The sequence below is a fragment of the Nocardia panacis genome (assembly GCF_003598715.1).
GTDB lineage: Bacteria > Actinomycetota > Actinomycetes > Mycobacteriales > Mycobacteriaceae > Nocardia > Nocardia panacis.
Genome location: NZ_QZFU01000024.1, coordinates 15,999 through 40,283 on the forward strand (window position 1 = coordinate 15,999; position 24,285 = coordinate 40,283).

Annotated in this window: 23 protein-coding genes; 10 read left to right on the top strand and 13 right to left on the bottom strand. The window is 67.9% G+C overall.

Going from position 1 to position 24,285, the window contains the following annotated elements; genetic code table 11:
- Window positions 1-3: 3 nt before the first annotated feature.
- Together D5S18_RS21780 and D5S18_RS21785 are read left to right on the top strand one after the other, a co-directional pair.
- Window positions 4-804 carry a DUF3159 domain-containing protein gene (locus tag D5S18_RS21780; RefSeq protein WP_239003927.1) on the top strand — a complete coding sequence of 267 codons (801 nt, stop codon included), beginning with the start codon at window positions 4-6 and terminating at the stop codon, window positions 802-804.
- A gap of 188 nt (window positions 805-992) precedes the next feature.
- Complete coding sequence (locus D5S18_RS21785) at window positions 993-1,652, top strand: sigma-70 family RNA polymerase sigma factor (protein WP_239003928.1); 660 nt, start codon at window positions 993-995, stop codon at window positions 1,650-1,652.
- Between the two features lie 19 nt (window positions 1,653-1,671).
- Here D5S18_RS21785 and D5S18_RS21790 read toward each other — a convergent pair whose 3' ends face one another.
- Together D5S18_RS21790 and D5S18_RS21795 are read right to left on the bottom strand one after the other, a co-directional pair.
- Window positions 1,672-2,343 carry a potassium channel family protein gene (locus D5S18_RS21790; RefSeq protein WP_120042944.1) on the bottom strand — a complete coding sequence of 224 codons (672 nt, stop codon included), beginning with the start codon at window positions 2,341-2,343 and terminating at the stop codon, window positions 1,672-1,674.
- Window positions 2,344-2,345: 2 nt separating this feature from the next.
- Window positions 2,346-3,011 (bottom strand): potassium channel family protein, encoded by a 666-nt coding sequence (locus D5S18_RS21795; protein ID WP_120043011.1) that lies wholly within the window; start codon window positions 3,009-3,011, stop codon window positions 2,346-2,348.
- Window positions 3,012-3,166: 155 nt separating this feature from the next.
- Between D5S18_RS21795 and D5S18_RS21800 the strand changes: the two genes are divergently transcribed.
- The 4 genes from D5S18_RS21800 to D5S18_RS21815 all read left to right on the top strand — a co-directional run bounded on the left by D5S18_RS21800 (window position 3,167) and on the right by D5S18_RS21815 (window position 7,634).
- Complete coding sequence (locus tag D5S18_RS21800; RefSeq protein WP_120042945.1) at window positions 3,167-5,155, top strand: APC family permease; 1,989 nt, start codon at window positions 3,167-3,169, stop codon at window positions 5,153-5,155.
- Window positions 5,152-6,675 carry a class I SAM-dependent RNA methyltransferase gene (locus tag D5S18_RS21805; protein WP_120042946.1) on the top strand — a complete coding sequence of 508 codons (1,524 nt, stop codon included), beginning with the start codon at window positions 5,152-5,154 and terminating at the stop codon, window positions 6,673-6,675. Before D5S18_RS21800 ends, D5S18_RS21805 begins: the two co-directional genes overlap by 4 nt.
- Before the next feature lie 83 nt (window positions 6,676-6,758).
- Window positions 6,759-6,941, top strand: a complete 183-nt coding sequence (locus D5S18_RS21810) for a hypothetical protein (RefSeq protein WP_147404058.1) — start codon at window positions 6,759-6,761, stop codon at window positions 6,939-6,941.
- 63 nt (window positions 6,942-7,004) lie between these two features.
- Window positions 7,005-7,634, top strand: a complete 630-nt coding sequence (locus D5S18_RS21815) for a LysE family translocator (RefSeq protein WP_147404060.1) — start codon at window positions 7,005-7,007, stop codon at window positions 7,632-7,634.
- 208 nt (window positions 7,635-7,842) lie between these two features.
- Here D5S18_RS21815 and D5S18_RS21820 read toward each other — a convergent pair whose 3' ends face one another.
- The 6 genes from D5S18_RS21820 to glsA all read right to left on the bottom strand — a co-directional run bounded on the left by D5S18_RS21820 (window position 7,843) and on the right by glsA (window position 13,219).
- Window positions 7,843-8,370, bottom strand: coding sequence for a hypothetical protein (locus tag D5S18_RS21820; protein WP_147404062.1), 528 nt, complete (start codon window positions 8,368-8,370; stop codon window positions 7,843-7,845).
- A 40-nt stretch (window positions 8,371-8,410) separates the two neighbouring features.
- Window positions 8,411-9,805: a hypothetical protein gene (locus tag D5S18_RS21825; protein WP_203236853.1), complete on the bottom strand. Its 1,395-nt coding sequence runs from the start codon at window positions 9,803-9,805 to the stop codon at window positions 8,411-8,413.
- Between the two features lie 6 nt (window positions 9,806-9,811).
- On the bottom strand, window positions 9,812-10,111 hold the full coding sequence (locus D5S18_RS21830; protein ID WP_120042950.1) for a WXG100 family type VII secretion target: 300 nt from the start codon (window positions 10,109-10,111) through the stop codon (window positions 9,812-9,814).
- On the bottom strand, window positions 10,108-10,446 hold the full coding sequence (locus tag D5S18_RS21835) for a type VII secretion target (protein WP_120042951.1): 339 nt from the start codon (window positions 10,444-10,446) through the stop codon (window positions 10,108-10,110). Before D5S18_RS21835 ends, D5S18_RS21830 begins: the two co-directional genes overlap by 4 nt.
- A gap of 183 nt (window positions 10,447-10,629) precedes the next feature.
- Window positions 10,630-11,319, bottom strand: a complete 690-nt coding sequence (locus D5S18_RS21840) for an SIMPL domain-containing protein (protein ID WP_120042952.1) — start codon at window positions 11,317-11,319, stop codon at window positions 10,630-10,632.
- A gap of 34 nt (window positions 11,320-11,353) precedes the next feature.
- Window positions 11,354-13,219, bottom strand: a complete 1,866-nt coding sequence (glsA, locus tag D5S18_RS21845; protein ID WP_120042953.1) for a glutaminase A — start codon at window positions 13,217-13,219, stop codon at window positions 11,354-11,356.
- Window positions 13,220-13,610: 391 nt separating this feature from the next.
- Between glsA and dxs the strand changes: the two genes are divergently transcribed.
- Window positions 13,611-15,503 (top strand): 1-deoxy-D-xylulose-5-phosphate synthase, encoded by a 1,893-nt coding sequence (dxs, locus tag D5S18_RS21850; RefSeq protein ID WP_120042954.1) that lies wholly within the window; start codon window positions 13,611-13,613, stop codon window positions 15,501-15,503.
- A gap of 33 nt (window positions 15,504-15,536) precedes the next feature.
- Here dxs and D5S18_RS21855 read toward each other — a convergent pair whose 3' ends face one another.
- Together D5S18_RS21855 and D5S18_RS21860 are read right to left on the bottom strand one after the other, a co-directional pair.
- Window positions 15,537-16,793, bottom strand: a complete 1,257-nt coding sequence (locus D5S18_RS21855; RefSeq protein ID WP_120042955.1) for an HRDC domain-containing protein — start codon at window positions 16,791-16,793, stop codon at window positions 15,537-15,539.
- A 22-nt stretch (window positions 16,794-16,815) separates the two neighbouring features.
- Window positions 16,816-17,385 (bottom strand): DUF3000 domain-containing protein, encoded by a 570-nt coding sequence (locus tag D5S18_RS21860; RefSeq protein ID WP_239003935.1) that lies wholly within the window; start codon window positions 17,383-17,385, stop codon window positions 16,816-16,818.
- A gap of 198 nt (window positions 17,386-17,583) precedes the next feature.
- On the opposite strand from D5S18_RS21860, the gene hemE reads away from it, so the two are divergent.
- The 3 genes from hemE (at window position 17,584) to hemQ (ending at window position 20,878) form a co-directional block, all read left to right on the top strand.
- Window positions 17,584-18,639 (top strand): uroporphyrinogen decarboxylase, encoded by a 1,056-nt coding sequence (hemE, locus tag D5S18_RS21865; protein ID WP_120042957.1) that lies wholly within the window; start codon window positions 17,584-17,586, stop codon window positions 18,637-18,639.
- Between the two features lie 83 nt (window positions 18,640-18,722).
- Complete coding sequence (locus D5S18_RS21870; protein WP_120042958.1) at window positions 18,723-20,069, top strand: protoporphyrinogen oxidase; 1,347 nt, start codon at window positions 18,723-18,725, stop codon at window positions 20,067-20,069.
- Window positions 20,070-20,182: 113 nt separating this feature from the next.
- On the top strand, window positions 20,183-20,878 hold the full coding sequence (hemQ, locus tag D5S18_RS21875) for a hydrogen peroxide-dependent heme synthase (protein ID WP_120042959.1): 696 nt from the start codon (window positions 20,183-20,185) through the stop codon (window positions 20,876-20,878).
- 13 nt (window positions 20,879-20,891) lie between these two features.
- On the opposite strand, the gene msrB is transcribed toward hemQ, so the two are convergent.
- The 3 genes from msrB to D5S18_RS21890 all read right to left on the bottom strand — a co-directional run bounded on the left by msrB (window position 20,892) and on the right by D5S18_RS21890 (window position 24,283).
- Window positions 20,892-21,314, bottom strand: a complete 423-nt coding sequence (gene msrB / locus D5S18_RS21880) for a peptide-methionine (R)-S-oxide reductase MsrB (RefSeq protein WP_239003930.1) — start codon at window positions 21,312-21,314, stop codon at window positions 20,892-20,894.
- Window positions 21,311-22,621: a glycosyltransferase family 87 protein gene (locus D5S18_RS21885; protein WP_203236854.1), complete on the bottom strand. Its 1,311-nt coding sequence runs from the start codon at window positions 22,619-22,621 to the stop codon at window positions 21,311-21,313. Before D5S18_RS21885 ends, msrB begins: the two co-directional genes overlap by 4 nt.
- 90 nt (window positions 22,622-22,711) lie before the next feature.
- Window positions 22,712-24,283, bottom strand: a complete 1,572-nt coding sequence (locus D5S18_RS21890; RefSeq protein WP_120042961.1) for an alpha/beta hydrolase — start codon at window positions 24,281-24,283, stop codon at window positions 22,712-22,714.
- Window positions 24,284-24,285 lie beyond the last annotated feature (2 nt).

Here is a 24,285-nt window from a genome sequence, read left to right on the forward strand (position 1 = left end):
CATATGCCATCGAGCGAGGACCGCGGCGCGCCGACCTACCGGGATGCGGCAGGGCGCGCGTCGACCCAGCAGCCGGATTCGCCCCCTTCGGCCGATCCCGCGCACGCCGGTGCGCGGACCGGCCGACATCGTGCGGATGACTCCTTCGCCGGGGCGGTGGAGGCCGTCGCGGAGGACGAGGGCAAGGACGCGGCCGAGCAGACCCTGCTCGAACAGCTCGGCGGATTCAGCGGCCTGATCTACTCGACGCTGCCGGTCCTGGTCTTCGTTCCGGTGAATTCGCTGTGGGGCTTGACGGCGGCCATCTGGTCCTCGCTGGGTGTCGCGGCGGCCGTGCTGGTGTGGCGGATGGTGCGGCGCAGTCCCATTCAGCCCGCCATCTCCGGATTCCTCGGCGTCGGCGTGTGCGCGTTCATCGCCTACCGGATGGGTGAGGCCAAGGGCTTCTTCCTGTTCGGCATCTACACCAGCCTCGTATACGGCGGAGTCTTCCTGGCATCGATTCTGGTGCGATGGCCGCTGGCGGGGGTGATCTGGGGTGTGCTCAACGGTCACGGCAGCGGTTGGCGCGCCGACCGGCGGGCGCTGCGGCTCTACGATCTGGCGACGGTCACCTGGGTTGTGGTCTTCGGCGCGCGCTACCTGGTGCAGTCCCAGCTCTACGACTCCGATCACACCGGTTGGCTGGCCGTGGCCCGGATCGGAATGGGCTGGCCGCTGACGGCGGTGGCCCTGGGGGTGACGGTGTGGGCGGTGCGCCGCGCGGGTCATCTCCCGGAGAAGAGTTCGGCCGAGGCGGCCTGACGGTTTTCGGCATTTCGGCCGCTCCGGGCCGAGATTTCCCGGCAGGGGCGCGTGGATTTCCCGGCCGGGGTGCGACAAGCACCGCCCGAGGGGGACGAGTACCCACCCTGGGGTGTCTGGTCGGTGTGGTGTGGTTCATATGACGATCGTGTGCGAGGGAAAATACGCAACGATCAAAGGAACCAACCGTGACCGTCGAACACTCCACCGTGACGCTGTCGCCCAAGAAATCCCCGACACTGTCGCAGCAGAAGCCCCAGCAGAACGCCCAATTCTCGGAGAGCAGGCGGGTCTCGGTCGAATTGGATCGACTGATCGGTCCCGCCGCGGCGGGCGACAAGGCCGCCGTCACCGAGATCGTGCGGATCGTGCATCCGCTGGTCCGCCGCTACTGCGGCGCACGGCTGGGCAACACCTCGCACCTGCAGGTGACCGCCGACGATGTGGTGCAGGAGATCCTGATCGCCACCGTCAACGCCATTCCCCGCTATCGGGATCAGGGCAAATCATTCCTGGCCTTCGTGTACGGCATCTCGGCGAACAAGGTCGCCGACGCGTTCCGGCGCGGCCAACAGCATCCGGTGTATCCCACCGCCAGTGTGCCGGACACGGTGTCCACCGCGCCCGGTCCCGAGGAGTGGGCGCTGGCCGACGAGCGCCGCGTCGCGACCAGGGAGTTGATGAAGATCCTGGCTCCCGCGCATCGCCAAGTCCTGGTGATGCGGATCGTGCTCGGCTGGTCGGCCGCGCAGACCGCGGAGGCGATCGGGACCAGTCCCGGCGTGGTGCGGGTGATGCAGCATCGGGCCCTCAATCGGCTGCGAGCACAATTGAAGTCGGCGTCCTAACTCAAAACGTATCGGGGAGTTACGTTTTGAGTCCGTGTTCGGCCAGCGCGCCGCGCAGGTCCTCCTCGGCCTCCTGCGAGGTCACGAACAGCAGTTCGTCCTCGCCCTCGAACGGGTCCTCCGGCGTCGGCACGATGACCCGCCCGCCGCGCAGAATGGTGACCAGCGCGGTGTCGCGGGGCAGCCGCAGCACCCGCACCGGCTTGCCCGCCAAGGCGGTGTCGGCGGGCAGCGTCAACTCCACCAGGTTGGCCTGCCCCTGCCGCAGCGTCATCAGCCGGACCAGATCGCCCACCGAGACCGCCTCCTCGACCAGCGAGGCGAGCAGCCGGGGCGTGGACACCGCGACATCGACGCCCCAGGAGGCGTCGAAGAGCCATTCGTTGCGCGGGTCGTTGACGCGGGCGACCACGCGGCGCACCCCGAACTCGGTCTTGGCGAGCAGGCTGTGCACCACATTGGCCTTGTCGTCGCCGGTCGCGGCGATGACCACCTCGTAGGTCTGCAGCCCCGCCTCCTCGAGCAGCGACAACTCGCAGGCATCGGCGTGCACCCACACCGCGTCCGGGATGGCGTCGGGATCGATGTGGTCGAGTTGACGTTCGAGCAGCATGACCTGATGTCCGCCGCGCAGCAGTTCCCGTGCGATGGAGCGGCCGACCGCGCCCGCTCCGGCGATGGCGACTCTCATGCTCAGTCCTCGTTCACTGGGGGTTTGCCCGCCAGCGCGACGGCCTCGCCGACGCTGCCGGAGGTGGCGGCCACATAGACGATGTCGTCGGCTTGGACGACGGTGCGCGCATCGGGCAGCAGCCCTTGACCGAAGCGGATCAGGAACGCCACCCGCGCGCCCAGGACGTCCTCCAACTGGCGCACGGTGCGCCCGTACCAGTCCTCGTGCAGCGCCAACTGGGTGATGGCGACGGTGCCGGTGGGATCGCGCCAGGTGGTGGTGCCGGTATCGCCGATCAGGGTGCGCAGGAACCGGTCGGTGGTCCACGGCACGGTGGCGATGGTGGGGATGCCGAGGCGTTCGTAGACGGCCGCGCGCTTGGCGTCGTAGATGCGGGCGACGACCTTCGCCACGCCGAAGGTCTCGCGGGCCACCCGCGCGGAGATGATGTTGGAATTGTCACCGGAGGAGACGGCGGCGAAGGCGTCGGCGCGCTCGATTCCGGCGCGGGTCAGCACATCTCGGTCGAAGCCGACCCCGGTGACCCGACCGCCCGTGAAACCCTGCCCCAGGCGCAGGAAGGCGCTGGGATCCTTATCGATCACGGTGACCTCGTGGCCCACCCGGACCAGGGCGCGCGCGAGCGAGGATCCGACGCGTCCGCATCCCATGATCACTACGTACACCGGGAAACCTCGCTCCTGGAACATGGTGTTCGGTCTGTTGTCTCGGCACAGACGGTACCGCTCCTGCCCACCGCCCATGTTCCCCCACCAAGGATGCCGCAAACCGGCCAGGACCAGCCGGGGCCACCAGGGCAGGTCCGGCTATGCTCGCTCCAGTGTCGAAGTTGACGACGGCCGCCAAACGCATGCTCCTTGGTCGGCCCTTCCGCAGCGATTCGCTGGGGCACACGCTGTTGCCGAAGCGGATCGCGCTCCCGGTGTTCGCCTCCGACGCCATGTCGTCGGTGGCCTACGCGCCGGAAGAGATCTTCCTGGTGCTCTCGGCCGCCGGTGTCTCCGCCTATCTGTATGCCCCGTGGGTCGGGTTGGCCGTCGCCTTCGTCATGGCGGTGGTGGTCGCCAGCTATCGGCAGAACGTGCACGCTTATCCCTCCGGCGGGGGCGACTACGAGGTGGCCACCACCAACCTCGGACCCAATGCCGGACTCACCGTCGGCAGCGCGCTGCTGGTCGACTACGTGCTGACCGTCGCGGTGTCGATCTCCTCGGCCGCCTCCAATATCGGGTCGGCGATCCCGTTCGTGGCCACCCACAAGGTGCTCTTCGCCGTGGTGGCCATCGCGGTGCTCACCGCCATAAACCTGCGCGGGGTCCGGGAATCGGGGACCGCGTTCGCGATTCCGACCTACGCGTTCATCGTCGGCATGTTCGTCATGCTCGGCTGGGGGCTGTTCCGGATCTTCGTGCTCGGCGACGAATTGCGCGCGGAGTCGGCCGGTTTCGAACTCAGACCCGAGGACGAACACCTCTACGGTCTGGCCTTCGCCTTCCTGATCGCGCGGGCCTTCTCCTCCGGCTGCGCCGCGCTCACCGGTGTCGAGGCGATCAGCAACGGGGTGCCCGCCTTCCGCAAACCCAAATCGCGCAATGCCGCCACCACGCTGCTGCTGCTGGGCAGTATCGCGGTGGTGCTGCTCATGGGCATCATCGTGCTGGCGCAGAAGATCGGAATCGTCTACGCGCACAACACCGCCGACCTGATCGGCGCGCCCGCCGGATACGAGCAGAAGACGCTCATCGCGCAACTCGCCGCGACGGTGTTCCACGGCTTCCCGGTCGGTTTCTTCTTCATCACCACGGTGACCGCGCTCATCCTGGTGCTCGCGGCCAACACCGCCTTCAACGGCTTCCCGGTGCTCGGTTCGATTCTGGCCCAGGACCGCTACCTGCCCCGGCAGTTGCACACCCGAGGCGACCGACTGGCCTTCAGCAACGGCATCCTGTTCCTGTCCGGTGCGGCCATCGCCTTCGTCGTCCTGTTCGGGGCCGAGGTGACCAAGCTGATCCAGCTCTACATCGTGGGTGTGTTCGTCTCGTTCGTGCTGAGTCAGACCGGGATGCTGCGGCACTGGACGCGGCTGCTGCGCAGCGAGACCGATCCCGCGCAGCGCGCACGCATGCATCGCTCGCGGATCATCAACGGGGTGGGTCTCACCGCGACCGGCGCGGTGCTGGTGATCGTGCTCATCACCAAATTCTTCGCGGGCGCCTACATCGCCATCTTCACCATGGTCGCGATCTTCATCGTCATGAAAATGATTCGCAAACACTATGATTCGGTGTCGCGCGAACTAGACGAACAGGACTGGGACGGTGTGCTGCCCACCCGCTCGCACGCCATCGTGCTGGTCTCCCGGCTGCACCTGCCCACCCGCCGCGCCCTCGGCTACGCCCGCGCCACCCGCCCCGACGCGCTCGAGGCCGTCACGGTGAACGTCGACGAGGCCGACACCAGGAAACTGGTGCGCGAATGGGAGCACAGCGATATCACCGTGCCGCTCAAGGTGATCGAATCGCCGTACCGGGAGGTCACCAAACCGGTGCTGGACTATGTCAAACGGGTGCGCCGGGATTCACCGCGTGAGGTGGTCACCGTCTTCATCCCCGAATACGTGGTCGGACACTGGTGGGAGCAGTTGCTGCACAATCAGAGCGCGCTGCGACTGAAGGGGCGATTGCTCTTCGAACCCGGCGTGATGGTGACCAGCGTGCCCTGGCAGCTCAGCTCCTCGATCCGGGCCAGGACACCGCGCGTGGTGAACGCGCCGGGCGCGGTGCGCCGAGGATACGAGGACCGCACATGATCGACTGGTCGGACACCACCTTCGAGGTGCGGGTCGGCCCGCCCGGACACGGCGGATTCTGTGTCGCCCGACACGAGGGGCGGGTGGTCTTCGTACGGCACGCGCTGCCCGGTGAACTGGTGCGGGTGCGCGTCACCGAGGATCGGGGCGGATCCTTCTGCCGTGCCGACGCCATCGACGTACTCGAGTCCGCACCCGATCGGGTGCCCGCCACCTGCCCGGTCTCCGGGCCGGGCGGGGCCGGTTGCTGCGACTTCTCCCACGCCACGCCCGAGGCTCAGCGTGCGCTCAAGGCGAGCGTCGTCGCCGAACAGTTGCGCAGGCTCGCGGGTATCGAGCGGGAAGTTCCGGTGGAATCGGTTCCCGACGGCGAATCCGGCTGGCGGACCAGGGTGCGGCTCGTGGTCGACGCCGAGGGACGGGCCGGGGTGCACCGCTACCGCAGCACCGAGGTCATCGCGGATCTGCGCTGCCCGCAACCGGTTTGGGGAGCGTTGGACGGAATCGGCGATCGGCTGTGGACACCGGGGGCGGATCTCGTCGTCGCCGTCGACGGCGACGGGGTGCGTCATATTGTCGAGCTGGCTCCCGCCGAGGTCGAAGATGCTGGGGGGCGGCGGAATCGGCGTGACCGGCCGGACAATGCTCGGGGGCGGGATGCGCGTCCGTTCGCGGGGAAGCGGGGGCGCGACGGGGATTCGCATGGCGCTCGTCGGCCGGATCCGGAGTCGGAAAAGTCTCGTGGCAATCGGCGCGGTGCGGACGGGTCGGAGACGGGCGAGTCGAGTGTGCGCGGGCGAAGGGATCGGCGCGGGCGGCACGATATCTCCCGCGCCGAAGGCTTCGGAAATGGTTGGGACGCGGGGGATTCCGGTCGACCGGGGGAGCGGCGGGATGCGGCGGCGCGCCGGGCGGCGATACACGCGCCGCGCGAGGAATGGGTGGTCTCCGGGACCGGGCGCGCGGTGGAGTACGTGGCCGGGCGGCGCTGGGAGGTCGCGGCCACCGGATTCTGGCAGGCGCATCGCGGTGCGGCGCAATGCTATTCGGATATCGTCGCGGCGTGGGCCGACCTGCGACCCGGCGATGTCGCATGGGATTTGTACAGCGGCGCGGGTGTTTTCGCGGCGCGACTGGCCGAACAGGTCGGCCCCACCGGCGCGGTTCGGGCGGTCGAATCGGCCCGCCCCGCCGTCGCCGACGGGCACGCCGCATTGCGCGACCTGCCCTGGCTGGACTTGCGCGCGCAGCGGGTGGAGCGGTGGATCGGCGAACAATCCGGCCCCGCACCGCGGGTCGTGGTGCTCGACCCGCCGCGCGCGGGCGCGGGCAAGGAGGTCATCGCGGCCGTGACCGCCGCCGATCCGGACCGCATCATCCACATCGGTTGCGACCCGGCCGCATTCGCCCGTGACCTGTCTTTGTATCAGGCATCGGGCTACCGGCTGTCGGAGCTGCGGGCCTTCGATGCCTTCCCCGCCACCCATCACGTCGAATGCCTCGCGCTGCTGGAGCGTTGATCGCTGGGCCGGACTGATGCGTAACGGCTTTGGACGTCGCGGCGATGTGGTGGGGGAATGCTCCGGATGGTATGGGAGGTGACGTGGTCGCGGCGCTGGATCGGCGGACGGGCTACGCGTGGTTGCGACTGGTGCGACCGATACTCGGCACGGTCGCGTCGCTGATGCTTGTCGCGCTGGCACTCTATGTCTGGAATCAGCCGACTACCGCCCCGGTGCTGGATGCGCCTCAGGTCACGCAACCTTTTGGCGCCGTTCAGCATTGAGGGGCGCCCCGGTCTCGGAATTCGGGGGTGTCGTGCCGGGCCGGTGGGTGAGATGCTCTGCCGGTGACTTGGTCGATCCTCGGGGGATTCTGCGCGGCGGTATTGATCTCGGCCATGGTGCCGGGACCGACCACGGCGCTGGTGATTCGACGCAGCGCGCTGAGTGGGACGCGGGCGACGCTGCCGGTTGTCGCAGGCATGGAGTTGGGCCTCTATTCGTGGGTCGTGGCCTCCGGGCTGGGTCTCTCGGCGTTGGTGGCGGTGAGTGACGCGGCGTTCGTGGTGATTCGCGTGGTGGGCGCGGTCGTGCTGATCGCGCTGGGAGTGCAGGCGTGGCGGCAGTTGCGCGAACCGATGCACGAGGTGGTGGTGGACGAGGGTGCGGTGCGCGCCACGCGCCGGCGGGCGGCGTCGATCGGTCTGCTCACCAACCTCACCAACCCGAAGCTCCCCGTCTTCACTTTCGCGTTCTACCCGCAGTTCGTCGGCTCGGGACCCGACGCCTTGCCAAACACCCTGCTACTCGGTGTGCTGCACATACTGATCGACGCGATGTGGTTCACCCTGGTCGCCGCCTTCGTAGGCCGCGCCCGAACCTTCTTCGCCCGCACCAGAGTTCGACAGTGGCTCGAAGGAATCACCGGCGCGGTGCTGATCGGGATCGGCGTGCGAATGGCGGTCAGCGAGGTGTGACCCATGACGAGTAAGTCCGAAACCTGGGCCTGTGGAATTGGGGCCTCGAGGTGCCGTGCCGTGACGACCGACCTCAAGTCCGTCGTCACGGCACGTCCGCTCAGATTTTGTGGTCAAACCATGGCCAATCGTCATCATCGCCGGTCGATTGACATCGCTTCGCAGTTCGGTGAGATGACTGCGGACATGGGCTCGACGGCCTCGGCATTCAGTCGTCGGTAGCGACGATCAAGAGAATGCGCCGTGTGCCTCTGTCGATCAGCACTATTTCGTGAAACTCGTTGTGAATGTCGGCATAGTCATTGGCTGCGGTATTGTCCAGTGTTCGCAGTAGGTAGCAGGCGGTCGCTTCGCGAACGGGGTCCAGCACCTTGTGATCGATTTCAACCCGGAGTGATTCGGGAATCATTCCACAACCGGATATCCATTGCTCGAGAACGTCGAGAGCGGTGGCGTTGTCGACCTTTCGATATGTATCGGGGGAAATTCGACTCAGCCAGTACGGCCCATGGCGTAGCCCCTCGGGGTCGAGGCCGCCACCGACATAATCATCGAGGAACTGTGGGTGTGCAATAAGCGCCCCGAGGACAAATTTGTCGTCGAGGTCGGGTCGCAAAAGATCGAATTTCTTCGAGTCTATCCACCTGAAGCGGTGTCTGCCCTCTTCTTCGAACTCGAAGTCGCGGAAGTTGATAAACGATTGTCCGGTATAGTCGATCGCTGTGCTTGTGCTCACATCCAACCTCCGATCGTGTCATGTTTCATATGGAAGAGTTCTATTCTGGGATATGCCACCGCTTGATCGGCACGCCGGGAACATTATTGAAGTCTAGCGTGGCTCCACCGGATCTGCTGAATGGTCTATAGTTGACCGTTGATTTCGGATCGCCGGAGATATTCCACACCTCTATATCGCCTTTGGGTGTGTGCTTCACTTCGTCTGCCTGCCCAAGTTTATCGATCAACTCCTGGTGAGCTCGTGCCACTTCTTCGGCCGATACCATCTGAACTCCGTCGGCGTCTTCGGTGCCGATCATTTTTCCAGTGGCGTCGGTGACGACATCTTTGATCGCCGCCGCTTTTTCTTCAACCGTTTTGGCGACACTCCCCGGACTCGGATCGTTTCCGCCCGGCGCGTCCTCGGTGTCGATGTACACCTTCATGAGGAGGATGGCGGCGAGTTTGGCGACCTCTCCGGTGAGATCGGGGACATTTTCGAATGCGGTGACGGTGGCGGCTGTGGCACCCGCGACTGCTGCCGCAGTGCCGATGATCTTGATGAGTTTGCTGGTGTCGTAGGCGCTTTTGAGCACTCTGGCGGTGTTGCCCGCGATCACGACGACACCGACGCCTGCGGCGACGTCGCTGAGGGCCGCGGTGATCCAGGAGGCGGCGATGCCGATGACGACAGTGGTTCCGGCCGCTATCAGGGCGTTGGTGACCGCATCCTTGAATTTGTCGCGGACCTCGGAGGTGGCGCTACTGTACTCCGCGACGGGGGTGGCGAGACTCAGGGATGCCGACGCGAGGTGGGTGGCGCTGCCATTGAGGGTGGTGAGGTGCCTGAGGAGGGGATCGAGACCCTTCTTGTCCTGGATGTCGTTGAAAAGGTTGGTGATCTCGGTGACCCTGGATGCGGCATCGGTGATCGTTTTGTGTTCGGCGAACGCCTTCCAGGTGGATGCGGCCTTGGCGAGCTTGTCTTTGTTCCCGTTGGGCAGCTTGCCGCCGAATTCGTTCTGGATCTTCCCGACCAGTGCGTCATAGAAGCCGGGAACACTGCCGTGGCCCTCGGTGACACCGTCACCGTTGTTGCCCACCGAGGTCGGGATCGACACCTTGTACTCCGACATCGCCGAGACCGTGGGACGCTCAGGCATCGGGTTGGATCTGTTGGCCAGCGCCCAGTTGTATCCGGCGGCGGAGAGCATGTACCCCATATTGGTGAGGGCGTCGGCCAGGTTCGTGCAGGTCTGCATTGTTTCCCGAGCAACGCGGTCGTAGGTTTTCCCCCATTGCTCGCAGCCGGCCGTGTCACCGGCCATACCCGCGCACTCGCCTTTGACCGTATCGTGGACCGGTTTGTCGGCCGTACGAAGATCGGTGGCGAGGGCGTGGCATTTTTTGGCAGCGTCGTAGTAGGTCTGCCAGTCGATGACCAGTACACCCAAGGTGGCTCAACCCCCGCTGAACATCTTGAAGTTGGTATCGACGGCGCGGGAGTAGCGCGCATGGGCCGCTTTGGCCGCGTCGCTCACCTCGCGTACGCCTTCGACGAACTCGCGTGCACCAGTGACCCATTGGGTATGCGCCTCGGCATATGCCTGGGCGGCGACGCTTCCCCATCCGCTGCCGGTCAAAGTCGCAACCCGGTGGTCGATCTCGTCGAGGTGCTCACCGACGAACCCGGCCAGACCCGATAGACGAGCCACGATCTCATCGAGATGGTCCAGATCGACCGAGAACTGGGAGCTCACGGCAGATCCAAATTCGAGGTGTTCAATGCGGCGGCGATGCTTTCATCGCTCGCCTGATAGGTGTCGGCGGTGACGCCGAGCTTTTCCGCCATGTTGGTCAGGGCGGTCATGATCTGGATCCCACCGTCATGGACGTCGGTCCAGCCCTGAGAGAACTCCGAGGCGCCATCCCCGGTCCAGCTGCCGTTGGTCAACGAAGCGACATCCTTGGCGGCCGAGTCCAGGGCCGTTCGCAGTGCCTCGGCCAACCCGTAGACGTACCTGCCGACCTCGCGCACCTTCTCGGGCATCACCGAGAGGTTCTGGCCAGAGGCTGGTGTCCCCCCATCACTCATGACGCGAATCTTAGCCGAGCCTGCCGGTGCGACGCATCGAGCGAGTGGGTGCCGGTGTTCGGATAGGTTGCTGCGGCGATACGAGTGTCGGCTTACGTTGGGCTGGAGGGGATTACCGACTAGGTGCTGATCAGCCGCGCGGCACGAAACGCACGCGCGACTGAATCATGTCGCGCGTGAAGGTCAGTCGAGTTGCCAGGTGGCGCGGACCGTGGCGGTGAGTTCGCCTTCGCCCAATTCGACCGGAACCGATGCGCCGGCGAAATCGCCTGAGTTGAAGGGGGCGGCCATCATTCGCGCGCGTGGAATGGGAAGCGGTGCGGCGGCGGTGTTCTCGGTGATTTCCAGGACGGGGCCGAGTGTGCGGTCCGCGCGCTCGGCGTACTGGGTGGCCTTGGCTTTGGCGTTGTCCCATGCGGCGTCGCGGGCCTGCGACAGCAGTGTCTCCTGGTCGGCGAAGGTGAGGGTGAGGCCGCCCAAACGCACATCGTCGCCGCCCGCTTCGACACAGTTGGCGATGACGGTGGCCGGGCCGGGCTCCGCGTTCTCGCCGATCTCCCGCAGTGCGACCGTCAGGTCCGTGGTGGCCACGTATCCGGTGATGCGGTTGCCTTCGCCTTCCGACCACACGGTTTCGGTGCGCACCGACAGGCCGCTGGTGGCGATATCGGCGGGGGTGACGCCATCGGCCCGCAGTGCCCTGGTCACCGCGGCGATCCGCTCGCCCGCCTGACCGTAGGCGAGCGCGACCTTGCCGGCCCGGCATTCGACGGAGATGGTGACACGCATCAGATCCGGGGTGGCCCGCGCGCTCCCGTGCCCGAAGGTGCTCACCGTGCCCGCTTGGTGTTCGGCGTCGTGTTTGTTGCTCACGGCATTGCTCCTGATCTGTTGTGCGGCAACGTTATCAATAGTCCGCGCCGCGTACGGCGATGGCTCGGACCGCCGCGTCCATCTGGGCGTAGGCGCCTGCCGCGAGTCGTTCCATGAGCGCCAGTTTCAGTTGCGGTTCGTGCTCGGTGAGGCGGTCGAAGCGGTCGGGACTCAGCACCGCGACCCGGACCTGTGTCTCGGCGCGGACCTCGTTGACGAAGGGACTGCCGATCAGCATCGGCATCTCCCCGAAGGACATGCCCGCGGTCAGTGAGACCAGGCGATGTTCGCGGCTGTCGGCCCCCTCGAAGGTGATGCGCACCCGGCCCGACAGGATCAGGTAGAGCCCGGAGCGTCCGCTGCCGCGTTCGGCGATGACCTCACCGCGCGCCACGGTGCGAATCTCGAATCGCTCGGTGAGTCGGGTGCGGTCGGCGGGGGAGAGCGCGGCGAGCGCCGGATGGTCGGGGAGTGCGAGGGAGGTGCAGGGTGGTTGGTCGATGGGACGGAATTGGTCCAGGACGATGTCCTCGCACCATTCGGTGGCGGTGTCGCGGTCGATGAAGACCCGTCCGCGCGGGTCGGTCGGGTCGAGGCTGGAGACGTTGTGTCCGAGTTTGCCGTCAGGGTCGACGAGGGCGACCCGGCAGCCGGTGGCGGCGAGTTCGCGCTGCAACGCGTCGAGCATGCGCACCGCGATCGCGCTGACCTCCCCGACCCGCCGCAGGTCGACCACCAGCGCGACCAAGCGTCCGGCTTGGGCTTCGATCACCCGCACGGCCCGTTCCGCACCCGCGAACAGCAGGTCGCCGTGCAGTTCGTAGACCCTGGCCCGCCGCCCGTGTTCGGCGAGCAGTGCCAGGTCCTGCGGGCTGCGCCGCAGCCGTGACGGCACGTCGGAGACCGCGTACTCGGAGCGGATGGTGGCCTGCGCGGCCCGTGTGACGTGCAGGAAGTGCAGTTCCAGCCGTTTGGACAGTTCGCGGCAGGCGGCGACGCCGCGCACACTGTTGCCGTGCGGGTCCAGGCGCGGGGAGTAGACCGCGATGCCGATCTGTCCGGGCAGCACCGCGAGAATTCCGCCGCCGACACCGCTTTTGGCGGGCATTCCGACGGTGCTGACCCAGTCGCCCGCCGCGTTGTACATGCCGCAGGTGGTCATGACACTGAGCACCTGTTCGGTGAGGGCGGCGGTGAGGGCGCGCGCTCCGGTGCCGGGGTTGACGCCGTTGTTGGCCAGGGTGGCGGCCATGATCGCGAGGTCGTGGCAGGTGATCTCGACCGAGCACTGCCGGAAGTAGCGGTCGACGGCCTCGTCCGGGTCGGAGTCGATGATGCCGAAGGAGCGCAGCATGTAGCCGATGGCGCGATTGCGGTAGCCGGTGCGCGACTCCGAGGCGTAGACGGCCTCGTTCATGGTGAGGCCGCGGCCCGCGAAGCGGGAGTAGCAGTCGAGGATGCGCTGGAAGCGTTCCTTCGCGTTGTGGCCGGAGATCAGGGAGGCCGCGGTGATGGCGCCCGCGTTGATCATCGGATTGCGGGGGCGTTCGGTGACGGGGTCGAGGCTGATCTCGTTGAAGGCTTCGCCGGAGGGCTCCACGTCGATGCGTTGGGCCACCGCCTCCGGCCCGCGATCGGCGAGGGCCAGGGCGTAGGTGAAGGGTTTGGAGATGGACTGGATGGTGAAGGCGGTGGTGGTGTCGCCGGTGCCGTAGATTCGGCCGTCGGCGGTGGCCAGGCACAGTGCGAACGAATCCGGTTGCGCGGCGGCGAGTTCGGGAATGTAGTCGGCGAGTTCGCCGGAGGTGTCCGCGCGGCAGTGCGCGTAGACCTCGGCGACGATGGCGGCGACGACGCCCGGTTCGGGCGGTCGCGGAGCGGGTTGCTCGGGCTTGGCCACAGCGTCACTGTAGGCGTTGCCCGGCGGTTTCCCCGGTGGCGCGCGGGGTGTGCGGGGCCGGTGTGGTGCACGCGACTGTGATGTCGGATGACCCGGTGCGCGGGTGCGGCGCGGGGATGGCTGGGCGGCTGCTGCGGGGTCGGCTCGGGGGTTACGGCGTTGCGCGGCTGCGGGGTTGACGGGGTTTGCGCAGGTGCGCGGCGTGGTTCGGCGTGTCGTCGCGGCGGAGGTCCGCGGATCGGCCCGAATCATCGCGCTGCCGCGTAACGTGTGGTGCGGCTTACATTTCCACGCGATGCGGCAGGTGCGGTTGCGCCGTCGGAGTGGGGGCCGTTCCATGGCTCCGTAGACTGTTCGGATCAGATGCGTCATCCGGAGGGAGCGGGTTCAGGTGGGAGTGCTTTCCCAGGTCGATACGCCCGAAGATTTGCGTCGGCTGAGTATGCCGGAGGTGCGCGAACTGGCGGCGGAGATTCGCGAATTCCTGGTCGAGAAGGTGGCCGCGACCGGCGGACATCTCGGTCCCAATCTGGGTGTCGTCGAATTGACCATCGCCCTGCACCGGATTTTCGACTCCCCGGCCGATCCGCTGGTCTTCGATACCGGACATCAGGCGTATGTGCACAAGATCCTCACCGGTCGCAAGGACCGCTTCGACAGTCTGCGCGTGCGCGGCGGCCTATCCGGCTATCCCAGTCGGGCCGAGAGCGAGCACGACTGGGTGGAGTCCTCGCATGCGTCGGCGGCCCTGTCCTATGCCGATGGTTTGGCCAAGGCGTTCGCGCTGACGGGCCGCCGGGACAGACATGTGGTCGCGGTCGTCGGTGATGGCGCGCTCACCGGCGGTATGTGCTGGGAGGCGCTGAACAATATCGCCGCCGCGGATCGCCCGGTGGTCGTCGTGGTCAATGACAATGGCCGCTCCTACGCGCCCACCATCGGCGGTCTGGCCGACAGGCTCACCGCGCTGCGCACGCAGCCCGCCTACGAGCATGCGCTGGAGACGGGCCGCAAGATCTTGAAGAGTATTCCGGGCGTTGGGGATTCGGCCTATTCGATGGTGCACGCGGTGAAGGCGGGCATCAAGGACGCGGTCAGCCCGCAGGAGCTGTTCGGCGATCTCGGCCTGAAGTACGTCGGTCCGGTCGACGGGCACGATCCGGTGGCCCTGGAGGCCGCGCTGCGGCGGGCCAAGGATTTCGGTGGTCCGGTGATTGTGCACGCGGTCACGCAGAAGGGGCACGGCTATGCCCACGCCGAGAATCACGTGGCCGACCAGATGCATTCCTGCGATCCGATCGACCCGCTCACCGGGCAGGCGCTCGGCGGCCCGAAGGCCATCGGCTGGACGAAGGTGTTCGCGCAGGAGTTGATCGAGCAGGCCGAGCGCCGGGCCGATATCGTCGCCATCACCGCGGCGATGCCCGGCCCGACCGGGCTGGCCGCCTTCGGTGAGCGGTTCCCCGAGCGCACCTTCGATGTCGGCATCGCCGAGCAGCACGCCATGGCCTCGGCGGCGGGGCTGGCCATGGGTGGTCTGCATCCGGTGGTCGCGATCTATTCCACCTTCCTCAATCGCGCCTTCGACCAACTGCTGATGGACGTGGCGCTGCATCGGCAGCCGGTCACCGTCGTGCTGGACCGGGCGGGTATCACCGGTCCGGATGGTGCGAGCCACAACGGCATGTGGGATCTGTCGGTGCTCGGCATCGTCCCCGGTATCAGGGTGGCCGCTCCGCGCGACGCGGCGACGCTGCGCGAGGAACTGGCCGAGGCGCTGTCGATCAGTGACGGCCCCACCGCCATCCGCTTCCCGAAAGGCAGTGTGGCCGAGGATATTCCGCCCGTGGAGCGGTTGGAGGGCGTGGATGTGCTTCGCCTGTCCGAGCACGGCCCCGCCCAGTCGGTGCACGGCGATGTGCTGGTGGTCGCGGTCGGCCCGTTCGCGCATACCGCCCTGGACGCGGCGGAATTGCTCGCGGCGGAGGGTATTGCGGTGACGGTGCTGGATCCGCGCTGGGTGCTGCCGGTCTCCGACACGATCGTGAAACTGGCCGAGAACTACCGCATGGTGGTCACCCTGGAGGACAGCGGGGTGCACGGCGGTGTCGGATCCACCGTCTCCGCGCGGCTGCGCGCGGCCGGACTCGACGTGCCGACCAGGGATATCGGTGTGCCGCAACAATTCCTGGATCACGGTTCGCGCGAGGAGGTGCTGCGCGATCTAGGTCTCACCGCGAGCGATATCGCCCGGCGCATCGGCGGGTGGCTCGGGGTGCGCTGAGTTCCCGTCGGAGCGCGACGCGCACAGGGGATTTCAGGACGGCTGCGCGGGCAGCAGGGCGGCGGTCAGTCGGGGGGCGGACAGTTCGCGCTGCCAGGGGCGGGCGCCGCCGGATTTGAGGAATCCATCGATCGTCGCGATCAGGTCGGGTGATTCGGGGAGGCGATCGTAATCCGGTAGTCCGTCCCAGCAGAGGCGGCGGACCAGGTCGGGGGAGACCAGATTCTCGACCGGTATGGCGCGCTCGGTGGACAGTTCCCCCATGGCGGTCCTGGCCCGATTCAGCCGTTTGGCGGCGGCCGGATCGCGACGTTCCCACCGGTTGACCGGCGGCGGCCCATCGAAAGGCTGTGACAGCGGCGGTAGTTCGGCATCGGAGAGGGCGCGTGCGGTGTCGACCGCGGCGAGCCAATCGCGAGAGTAGCGGCGCTGACGCGGACCGCCGAAGACGGGGAGCGCCCTGAGTTGGGCGATGGTGCGCGGGTCCGCGTTCGCGGCGGCGACAATGGCGGAGTCCGGCAGAATGCGGGCGGGTGCGACATCCCTGGCGCGGGCCAAAGTGTCTCTGGTGGTCCACAATTCGCGCACGGTGGCCAATTGCCTGGCGCGGCGCAGCGTGTGGATGCCCGAGGTGCGCCGCCACCGGTCGGCCTTGGGGGCGGGCGGCTCGGTAGTGCGTATGTGCTCGAATTCCTGTGCGGCCCAGTCGGTCTTGCCCTGGAGTTCCAATTCGACGGCGACCGCGTCGCGCAGTTCCAGCAGCAGTTCCACATCGAGGGCGGCATAGTTGAGCCACTCCTGCGGCAGCGGCCGGGTGGACCAGTCCGCCGCGCCGTGCCCCTTGCGCAGCGCCCGACCCAGCAGTCGCTCGACCATCGCGGCCAGACCGACCCGCTCGAATCCGGCGAGTCTGCCGCCCAATTCGGTGTCGAACAGTCGTGTGGGTCGCAGACCCAACTCCGCCAGACCGGGCAGATCCTGATCGGCCGAATGCAGCACCCACTCCAGGTCATTGATGGCCTCCGCCAGGGGCGTCAGCGCCGCCGCGACCGGGATCGGATCAATGAGGAAGGTTCCCGCGCCCCGTCGCCGCAGTTGGATCAGATAGGCGCGCGCCGAGTACCGGAACCCGGAGGCCCGCTCGGCGTCGACCGCCAGCGGACCGGTGCCCGCGGCGATCCGTCGGGCGGCCTCGGCCACGTCCGCGGCGGAGTCGAGCACCGGTGGCACACCCTCGGCCGGGACGAGCAAAGGCTCGGCTGCGTCTTCTGGCTGATCTGCTACCGGCATAAGCCTGAACTTTACGTTGCGGTCAGTTGGGTTCGCCGAGGGTATAGGACTCCGGGCTGGTATAGGACTGCGGACGCAGATGAGTGATTCCGGCGGGCGGCAACCCGGCGGCATAGGCGAGCACCTCGCAGAAGGCCTCCACATGCGGGCGCATCTCCTCGGTCAGCGCCGTCCAGGAGGCGCGCAACTCCAGTTGGTGCGCGCGCGGCGGCCCGGCGATATCGCCGTAGCGCACCGAACTGGTGGAGGTGACCGTGCCGCCCAGCGCGGTGAACGGTTCGGACCTGGATTCCAGCGCATCGACCAGCCAACTCCAGGCCACCTCGGGCAGCAGCGGATCGGTGGCCAGCGCGGCATCGATATCGGCCTGGATGTAGGCCACCAGGCGGAACACCCCGTGCCAGGTCTCATCGCCGTCCGGGTCGTGCAGCAGGATCAGCCTGCCGAACGCGTCGCCCTCCGAATCCACCGGCACCGCAGCGGATTCCGGATGACTGACTTCGGCGCCGATGGCATAGGAATAGGGCGCGAGGCGTTGCGGCGGCCGGATCGGTGCCAACTCGATGCGAGGGTGCACGGTTGCGGTGCCCATTGCCTCGACCGCGGCGCGAAAGCGTTTCGGCTCCCCCTCGGTCGGTGCGGCGCCGTCGCGGAAGTCGAGCGGTGTCACAAAGGGGACGGTAGACCCTTCACACCGCGCGCGGTCGGAGGCGCGCCGGGTGAAACGGCGGCCGAAACCGGGGCCGACCGCGTCTCCCGCGGCGCGACACACCGCTTACGATGGCCCTCGATGACTATCAACGCGCGCCGCCGACTTACCGACGCCCCCTTTCTAGCCGCCGCCACCGGCGCGCTGCCGTCGCGGCGGCCGGTGTGGTTCATGCGGCAGGCCGGGCGTTCGCTGCCGGAATATCGGGAGCTCCGCAAGGGCGTCGGCATGCTCGAATCCTGCTTCGACCCGGAGTTGGTGTGCGAGATCACCATGCAGCCGGTGCGCAGGCACGGGGTGGACGCGGCGATCCTGTTCTCCGACATCGTTGTTCCGCTCAAAGCGGCGGGTATCGATCTGGATATCGTCGCCGGGGTCGGGCCGGTCGTCGCCGCGCCGGTGCGCACCGTCGCCGAGGTGCGGGCGCTGCCGAGGCTGCGGCCCGAGGAGGTCGGCGCGGTCGCGGAGGGGGTGCGTCTGTTGGTCGAGGAGTTGGGGGACACGCCGCTCATCGGTTTCGCCGGTGCACCGTTCACCCTCGCCTCCTATCTGGTGGAGGGCGGGCCGAGCCGCAATCACGAGCGGACCAAGGCCATGATGTACGCCGACCCGACCACGTGGCACGAACTGCTCGGCGTGCTCACCGATATCACGATTGCCTTTCTCCGGGCACAGGTGGCGGCCGGCGTGGACGCGATCCAACTTTTCGACTCCTGGGCGGGCGCGCTGTCGGAGGCCGACTATCGGCGCTTCGTGCTGCCGCATTCGGAGCGGGTTTTCGCCGAGATGGGCGCGACGGGGGTGCCGCGCATCCACTTCGGCGTCGGCACCGGGGAACTGCTCAAGGCGATGGGGGAGGCCGGGGCCGATGTGGTCGGCGTGGATTGGCGGGTGCCGTTGACGGCGGCGGTCCGCCGCGTCGGTGCCGGAAAGGCGCTCCAGGGGAATCTGGATCCCGCGGTGCTGTTCGCCGGTTCGGCGGCCATCGAGGCGGCGGCGCGTCGGATCGCGCACGAAGCCGACGAGGCGGTGGCCATGGGGGCCGCCGGACATATCTTCAATCTCGGACACGGGGTCCTGCCGCAGACCGATCCCGGCGTGCTGACGGCGCTGGTGGAGTTGGTGCACGAGATCTGAAGGGTCTCGACCGCGTGTGAGGCGCGCGACAAGGTGTTGCACCGGTGGCTCGGGCGGGGCTCGGCGGGGCTACGGTCGGTCGCATGAGAATCGCGGTGGTCGGCGGCGGGATCAGCGGGCTGATGGCGGCCTACCGGCTGCGGGGACTGCTCGGGTCGGGGGCCGAGATCGTGGTCGTCGAACGTCGCGAGCGGGTCGGGGGGATTCTGTATACCGGCGAATTGGCCGGGGAGCCGGTGGATTTGGGGGCGGAAGCGTTCGTGGGGCGGCGGCCGGAGGTGCCCGGCCTGCTGGGCGAACTCGGGTTGACGTCGCAGCTGGTCGTGCCGTCCGGATCGCGGCCGGTGGTGTGGTCGGGCGGGGCGGCGCATCCGCTGCCGGAGCGGACGCTGATGGGGATTCCGTCGGTCGCCGAATCGGTGCGCGGGTTGGTCGATGACGCGACCGTCGCGTGGGTCGAAGGGGAGCGGCGGCGGCCGTTCGGCTGGGCGGTCGGAGCCGATATCTCGGTGCACGAACTGGTGGCCGACCGGTTCGGGGAGCAGGTCGTCGCCCGCAGCGTGGACCCGCTGCTGGGCGGGGTGTACGCCGGGAGTTCGCGCTCGATCGGCGTGCGGGCCGCGCTTCCCGCGCTGGCGGCCGCGCTCGACGCGGGTGCGGCGAGCCTCACCGAGGCGGTGGCGGCCACGCTGCCCCCGCCCTCCGACACCCCGGTGTTCGGCGGTATCCGGGACGGGTATCGCGTTCTGCTGGAGGCGCTTTCGGCGCGGTCGGGCGCGAAGTTCGTCACCGCGACGGCCGCGACCCGGCTCGACCGCGTCGCCGGGGGTTGGGCGATCGACCCCGTGGGCGCGGTGGACGCGGTCGTCTTGGCGGTGCCGGCTCCGATCGCGGCCGAACTGCTGCGTCCGGTGCTGCCGGTCGCGGCAGCAGCCGCAGCAGGCATCGAACTGGCGTCCTCGGCCGTCGTCGCCCTGGCTCTCCCGCGCGATACCGCCCTTCCGGAGAACTCGGGGATCCTGATCGCTACCGGGGAACCGTTGCGCGCCAAGGCTTTCACCCTCTCCAGTCGCAAATGGCCGCATCTCGCCGCCCGCCCGAACGCCCTCGTGCGCGCCTCCTTCGGCAAATTCGGCGATCCGGCCCCGCTGTCTTGGTCCGATGCCGATCTCATTGCCGCGGCCACCGAGGATCTGTCCACCGTCACCGGGCTCACGATCACCCCGACGAGCACCGTCGTCCAACGGTGGCCCGGTGGGTTGGCCCAATACGCGCCCGGCCACACCGATCGTGTCGCCGCCCTCGAAGCCGTGGTCGGCGCTACTGAAGGACTCGCGGTCGCGGGCGCCTACCTGCACGGTGTCGGAGTTCCGGCCTGTGTGGCCTCGGGCGCCGCCGCCGCCGCGAACCTGGCCGCGACTCTCGGCTGACCCCGGTCGAATCACACTGCGGGCCGGGTGAATTCGCCCGATAAATCCCGCGACTCGGAGGGTGGGGTAGATCGCATACGGGATGCGGTGGGGTGAGTGGCAGGATAGGGATCATGGCGCGACTCGACTACCAGGCACTGAATTCCACCATTCGCTACCTGATGTTTTCGGTGTTTCAGGTGCGGCCCGGCGTACTGGGGGAGGAGCGGGCGGCCGCGGTGAAGGAGGCGCGGGCCTTCTTCGACGGTCTCGCGGATCGGGGTGTGGTGGTGCGCGGTGTCTACGATGTGGCCGGGCTGCGGGCCGACGCCGATTTCATGATCTGGACCCACGCGGAGCAGGTGGAGCAGTTGCAGGCGGCCTATGCCGATTTCCGCCGCACCACCGAATTGGGTCGGGCCTGCACCCCGGTGTGGAGTCAGGTGGCGCTGCACCGTCCCGCCGAATTCAACAAGAGCCATATCCCGGCCTTCCTGGCCGGTGAGGATGCGGGCAACTACATCTGCGTCTACCCGTTCGTCCGCTCTTACGACTGGTACCTGCTTCCGGATGCCGATCGTCGCAAGATGCTCGCCGATCACGGCAAACAGGCCCGCGACTACCCGGATGTCCGGGCGAACACCGTCGCGTCCTTCGCCCTCGGCGACTACGAGTGGATCCTCGCCTTCGAGGCCCCGGAACTGCACCGCATCGTCGACCTGATGCGTGAGCTGCGCGCCACCGAGGCCCGCCGCCACGTCCGCGAGGAGACCCCGTTCTACACCGGCCCCCGCGTCGAACTCGAAAACCTCATCGCCGCTCTGCCGTAGCGGAACCCGGGGGTCAGCCCTTGGGTTCCAGGCGCAGGGCGATGGAATTGATGCAGTAGCGCTGGTCGGTGGGGGTGGGGTAACCCTCGCCCTCGAAGACATGGCCGAGGTGACTGTGGCAGGTGGCGCAGAGGACCTCGACGCGCCGCATGCCGAGCGAGTCGTCGGCGCGCAGGATGACGGCCGAGGAGTCGGCCGGGTCGAAGAAGGACGGCCACCCGCAGTGCGAGTCGAATTTCTCGGTGCTGCGGAACAATTCGGCCCCGCAGGCGCGGCAGGCGTAGACGCCCTCAGTTTTGGTGTCGGTGTACTCACCGGTGAAGGGGCGTTCGGTGGCGGCCTCGCGGAGCACCGCGTACTCCTCGGGATTCAGTTTCGACCGCCACTGCTGCGGGGTGAGCTGGATCTTGGGTGCGGGCAGGGAGGTGTCTGTCATGACTCCACGCTAATAGGTTCCCCGGCCGACGTGGCGACCCCGTTGTGGACCGGGGTGAGGGCAGGCGCCGGTGGTTCCTCCGCCGCCGCGGGTGTCTCGCGCAGCCACAGCGGATCGATACCCGAGGCGAGTCGGCCTTCGCGGCGCGCGTTGAGGTAGCGGTCGCCCAGGACACAGAACACGACGATGAGCAACAGCGCCCACCCGAAGGTGATGCGCAGGTAGTCCAGGGCGCGTCCGGCGCTCTGCCAGCGGTCCAGCAGCCACTTGTCGTAGGACATGAAACCGAACACAGCCAGCCAGGCGGGCCAGTTGCGCAGGACCGAATTGCGCAGCACCACCGTCATCAGGAACGGGAACAGCATCATCGAGTAGTACGCCTGCCCGAGCGAGGTGAGCAGGAAGGTCGCGGTGAGCAGCACCCCGGAGGTGGTGCACACGAAGAACAGTTCGTCCTCGCGGTAGTAGCGGTACAGCAGCCAGAGCGAGATCAGCACCAGCACGCCGAGGACCAGTCGCATACCCCAGGTGAGCCACGGCGGCAGCCCGTAGTAGGCGGCGTTTCCGACAATGGCGCTGTTGAAGTAGTCCCGCGATTCGAGCAGGTAGGGCATGGTGTGCCGGACGAAGGACATCGGGTCCTTGATCAGCGGCCAGGCGGCGGCGGTGAGCGCGACGGGCACCCCGATGGCGGTGATGAACACCTGCCACTGCCGCCGCAGCAGCGCAATCAGCAGCAGCGGAGCCATATTCGGTTTCACCGCGATGATCAGGCCGATGGCCACGCCCGCCCACAGGTCGCGCCGTTTGAGCAGCAGCATGAGGAAGGCGACCTCGGCCAGCAGGATGCACCCGTTGATATTGGTGAACACCAGCGTGTTGACCACGGTCTCGGAAAGGAACATGGCCAGCAGCAGCGCGGGCGCGAGCACCGAGCGCACCGTGTGGTCGAACAGGCGCAGCAGCAGATACCAGACGGCGATGATGGCGATCGCGTTGAGCACGATGAAGCACCACCGGGATTTCTCCGGGTCGAGGATCGCCAGCGGGGCGATCATCAGGGTGCCGCTCGGCGGGTAGAGGTAGTGCGGGTCGACCGAGTCGAAGTTGTCGGTGTAGACGGGCTGACCGTTGAGAAAGGCCAGCGAGGCGGCGTAGACGGGTTTGAAATCGTCGGTGATGAAGCCGTTGACAGCTTTGATGAACACCCGCTGCAGCACGGTCATGATCGCCAGCGGCCACAGGATGTAGTTCAGCGCCTCGGCGGTGGTCCGAGCGGTGCGGGGCTCGAGCTGTCGTGGGAACACTGGGGCACGGTACACCGAACGCGAGGCGGTCGCGTTGCCCGGACCACATTCGGCGCGCCTGGAAAAGGACCCAGCAGGCGGGAAGCCCACTCAGGCTGGGCAGACCGTCCCATCGGCGGGAAGTTTGGCCTCTTTGAGATATTCGAGGATCGCGGTCTGCGCGCACCCCGAGTGGCTGAACGCCGGATGACCGAAGCCCTGCCAGGTGACGGTGGCGTGCCGCGCGCCCGCCGCGCCGAGCGCGCCGCTGACCGAGGCTTGGCCGCCGGTGCCGACCACCGGATCGGCCGCGGCGCCGAGAATCAGCACGGGCAGGTCGAGTTTGTCGGGCAGCGGCGGGACATCGGCGGTGGGCCAGGCCACGCAGCCGAGCATGCCGAGGGCGGCGGTGCGACCGAAGACCGGATACTTCCCGCCCCACGTCTCGCCGAGGTCCTTGGCCTGGTTGGGGGTGGGCTGCTGCTGGGTGTCGGTGCAGCCGTTGACGAATTGGCCGTCGGTGCCGGTGGCCTCGGCCTGGCGCCGCATGAGCGCGACGAGCCGCGGCCGATCGCCCTTGATCGCGGCCGCGAGGGCATCGGCGAGTTCGGCGGTGCGGTCGGGCTGGTCCGCGCGGGGGTCACCGAGGTAGGAGGCGAGGGCGGTGGTCAAGGCCGAGGCGGAGATATCGCCGAGTCCGCCGGAGCTCGCGCGGCCGACGAGGTCGGTGACGGCGGCGCGCGGGTCGACCCCCAGGGCGCAGCCGAGGCCGGTGCAATGCTGGGCGAAGGCGGACAGCGCGGCCTCCGCGCCCTTGACCCGCTGTTCGGTCCGGGTGACGGTGTCGGTGTTGACCGGGACGGGCGAGTCGAGCACGAGGCGGGTCAGGTGGTCGCCGTAGCGGCGCGCGTAGCTGAGGGCGACCTTCGCGCCATTGCCGGAGCCGAGCAGCATGAGGTGATCCACCTGCCACTGTTTGCGCAACTGCTCGATGTCGTCGGCGGCGTGCGGGGCGTCGAAGGCGCCCTCGTAGGGCTGGAGGAAGTCGCGGCAGGCGATGGTGGCGTTCTGACTCAGGGAGGTCATGGCCACGGCCGGATCGCGGTCGGATTGCGCGGCGCCGGTGCCGAATTGGGCATTGTCGGCCAGGGCGCGGCGGACCTCGGGCGGCAGACAGTCGATGGGTTGGGAGGCGCCCAACCCGCGTCGGTCGACCGCGACGATGGGGCGGGCGGTCAACATGGCGCTGCCCTGACCGATGGCCAACCCGGCCAGGGTGGCGGTGGAGGGCCGGTCCACCCCGGAGGTCAGGACCAGCGGCGCGACATCCAGGGGAGTCTGCGGCAGCCGCGCCCGCATGGCTCCGGCGCGGAAGGTGCCCAGGACCGCGCCGCCGGAATCGATCGGCGTGGAGAATTCCGCGCATTCCAGGACCAGCCCGGCGGGGGCCGGGCCGAGCCCGAGGCCGTCGAGGGTGGGCGCGGTGCAATCGCGCCAGGCCAGGTCGGTCTTGGGCGGTTCGGCCTGCGGCGGCGGCGCGGGAGCGTTCGTCTCGGGTTTGACGCCGCCCGCCGCGACGGGCCGTTCGACGGCGACACCGGGCCGGTCGGAGGGACCCGCGCCGCATCCGGTCAGCAAGATCGACAGTGTCGCGGCCGACACCACGGCCCGAGTCCAGCGCATGC

Excerpts from the sequence above, each read along its gene's own strand:
- D5S18_RS21780 (WP_239003927.1), top strand. The coding sequence starts at position 4 with ATGCCATCGAGCGAGGACCGCGGCGCGCCGACCTACCGGGATGCGGCA.
- D5S18_RS21790 (WP_120042944.1), bottom strand. The coding sequence starts at position 2,343 with ATGAGAGTCGCCATCGCCGGAGCGGGCGCGGTCGGCCGCTCCATCGCA.
- D5S18_RS21805 (WP_120042946.1), top strand. The coding sequence starts at position 5,152 with ATGATCGACTGGTCGGACACCACCTTCGAGGTGCGGGTCGGCCCGCCC.
- D5S18_RS21835 (WP_120042951.1), bottom strand. The coding sequence starts at position 10,446 with ATGAGTGATGGGGGGACACCAGCCTCTGGCCAGAACCTCTCGGTGATG.
- D5S18_RS21855 (WP_120042955.1), bottom strand. The coding sequence starts at position 16,793 with ATGCCGGTAGCAGATCAGCCAGAAGACGCAGCCGAGCCTTTGCTCGTC.
- D5S18_RS21860 (WP_239003935.1), bottom strand. The coding sequence starts at position 17,385 with ATGGGCACCGCAACCGTGCACCCTCGCATCGAGTTGGCACCGATCCGG.
- hemE (WP_120042957.1), top strand. The coding sequence starts at position 17,584 with ATGACTATCAACGCGCGCCGCCGACTTACCGACGCCCCCTTTCTAGCC.
- D5S18_RS21870 (WP_120042958.1), top strand. The coding sequence starts at position 18,723 with ATGAGAATCGCGGTGGTCGGCGGCGGGATCAGCGGGCTGATGGCGGCC.
- hemQ (WP_120042959.1), top strand. The coding sequence starts at position 20,183 with ATGGCGCGACTCGACTACCAGGCACTGAATTCCACCATTCGCTACCTG.
- msrB (WP_239003930.1), bottom strand. The coding sequence starts at position 21,314 with ATGACAGACACCTCCCTGCCCGCACCCAAGATCCAGCTCACCCCGCAG.
- D5S18_RS21890 (WP_120042961.1), bottom strand. The coding sequence starts at position 24,283 with ATGCGCTGGACTCGGGCCGTGGTGTCGGCCGCGACACTGTCGATCTTG.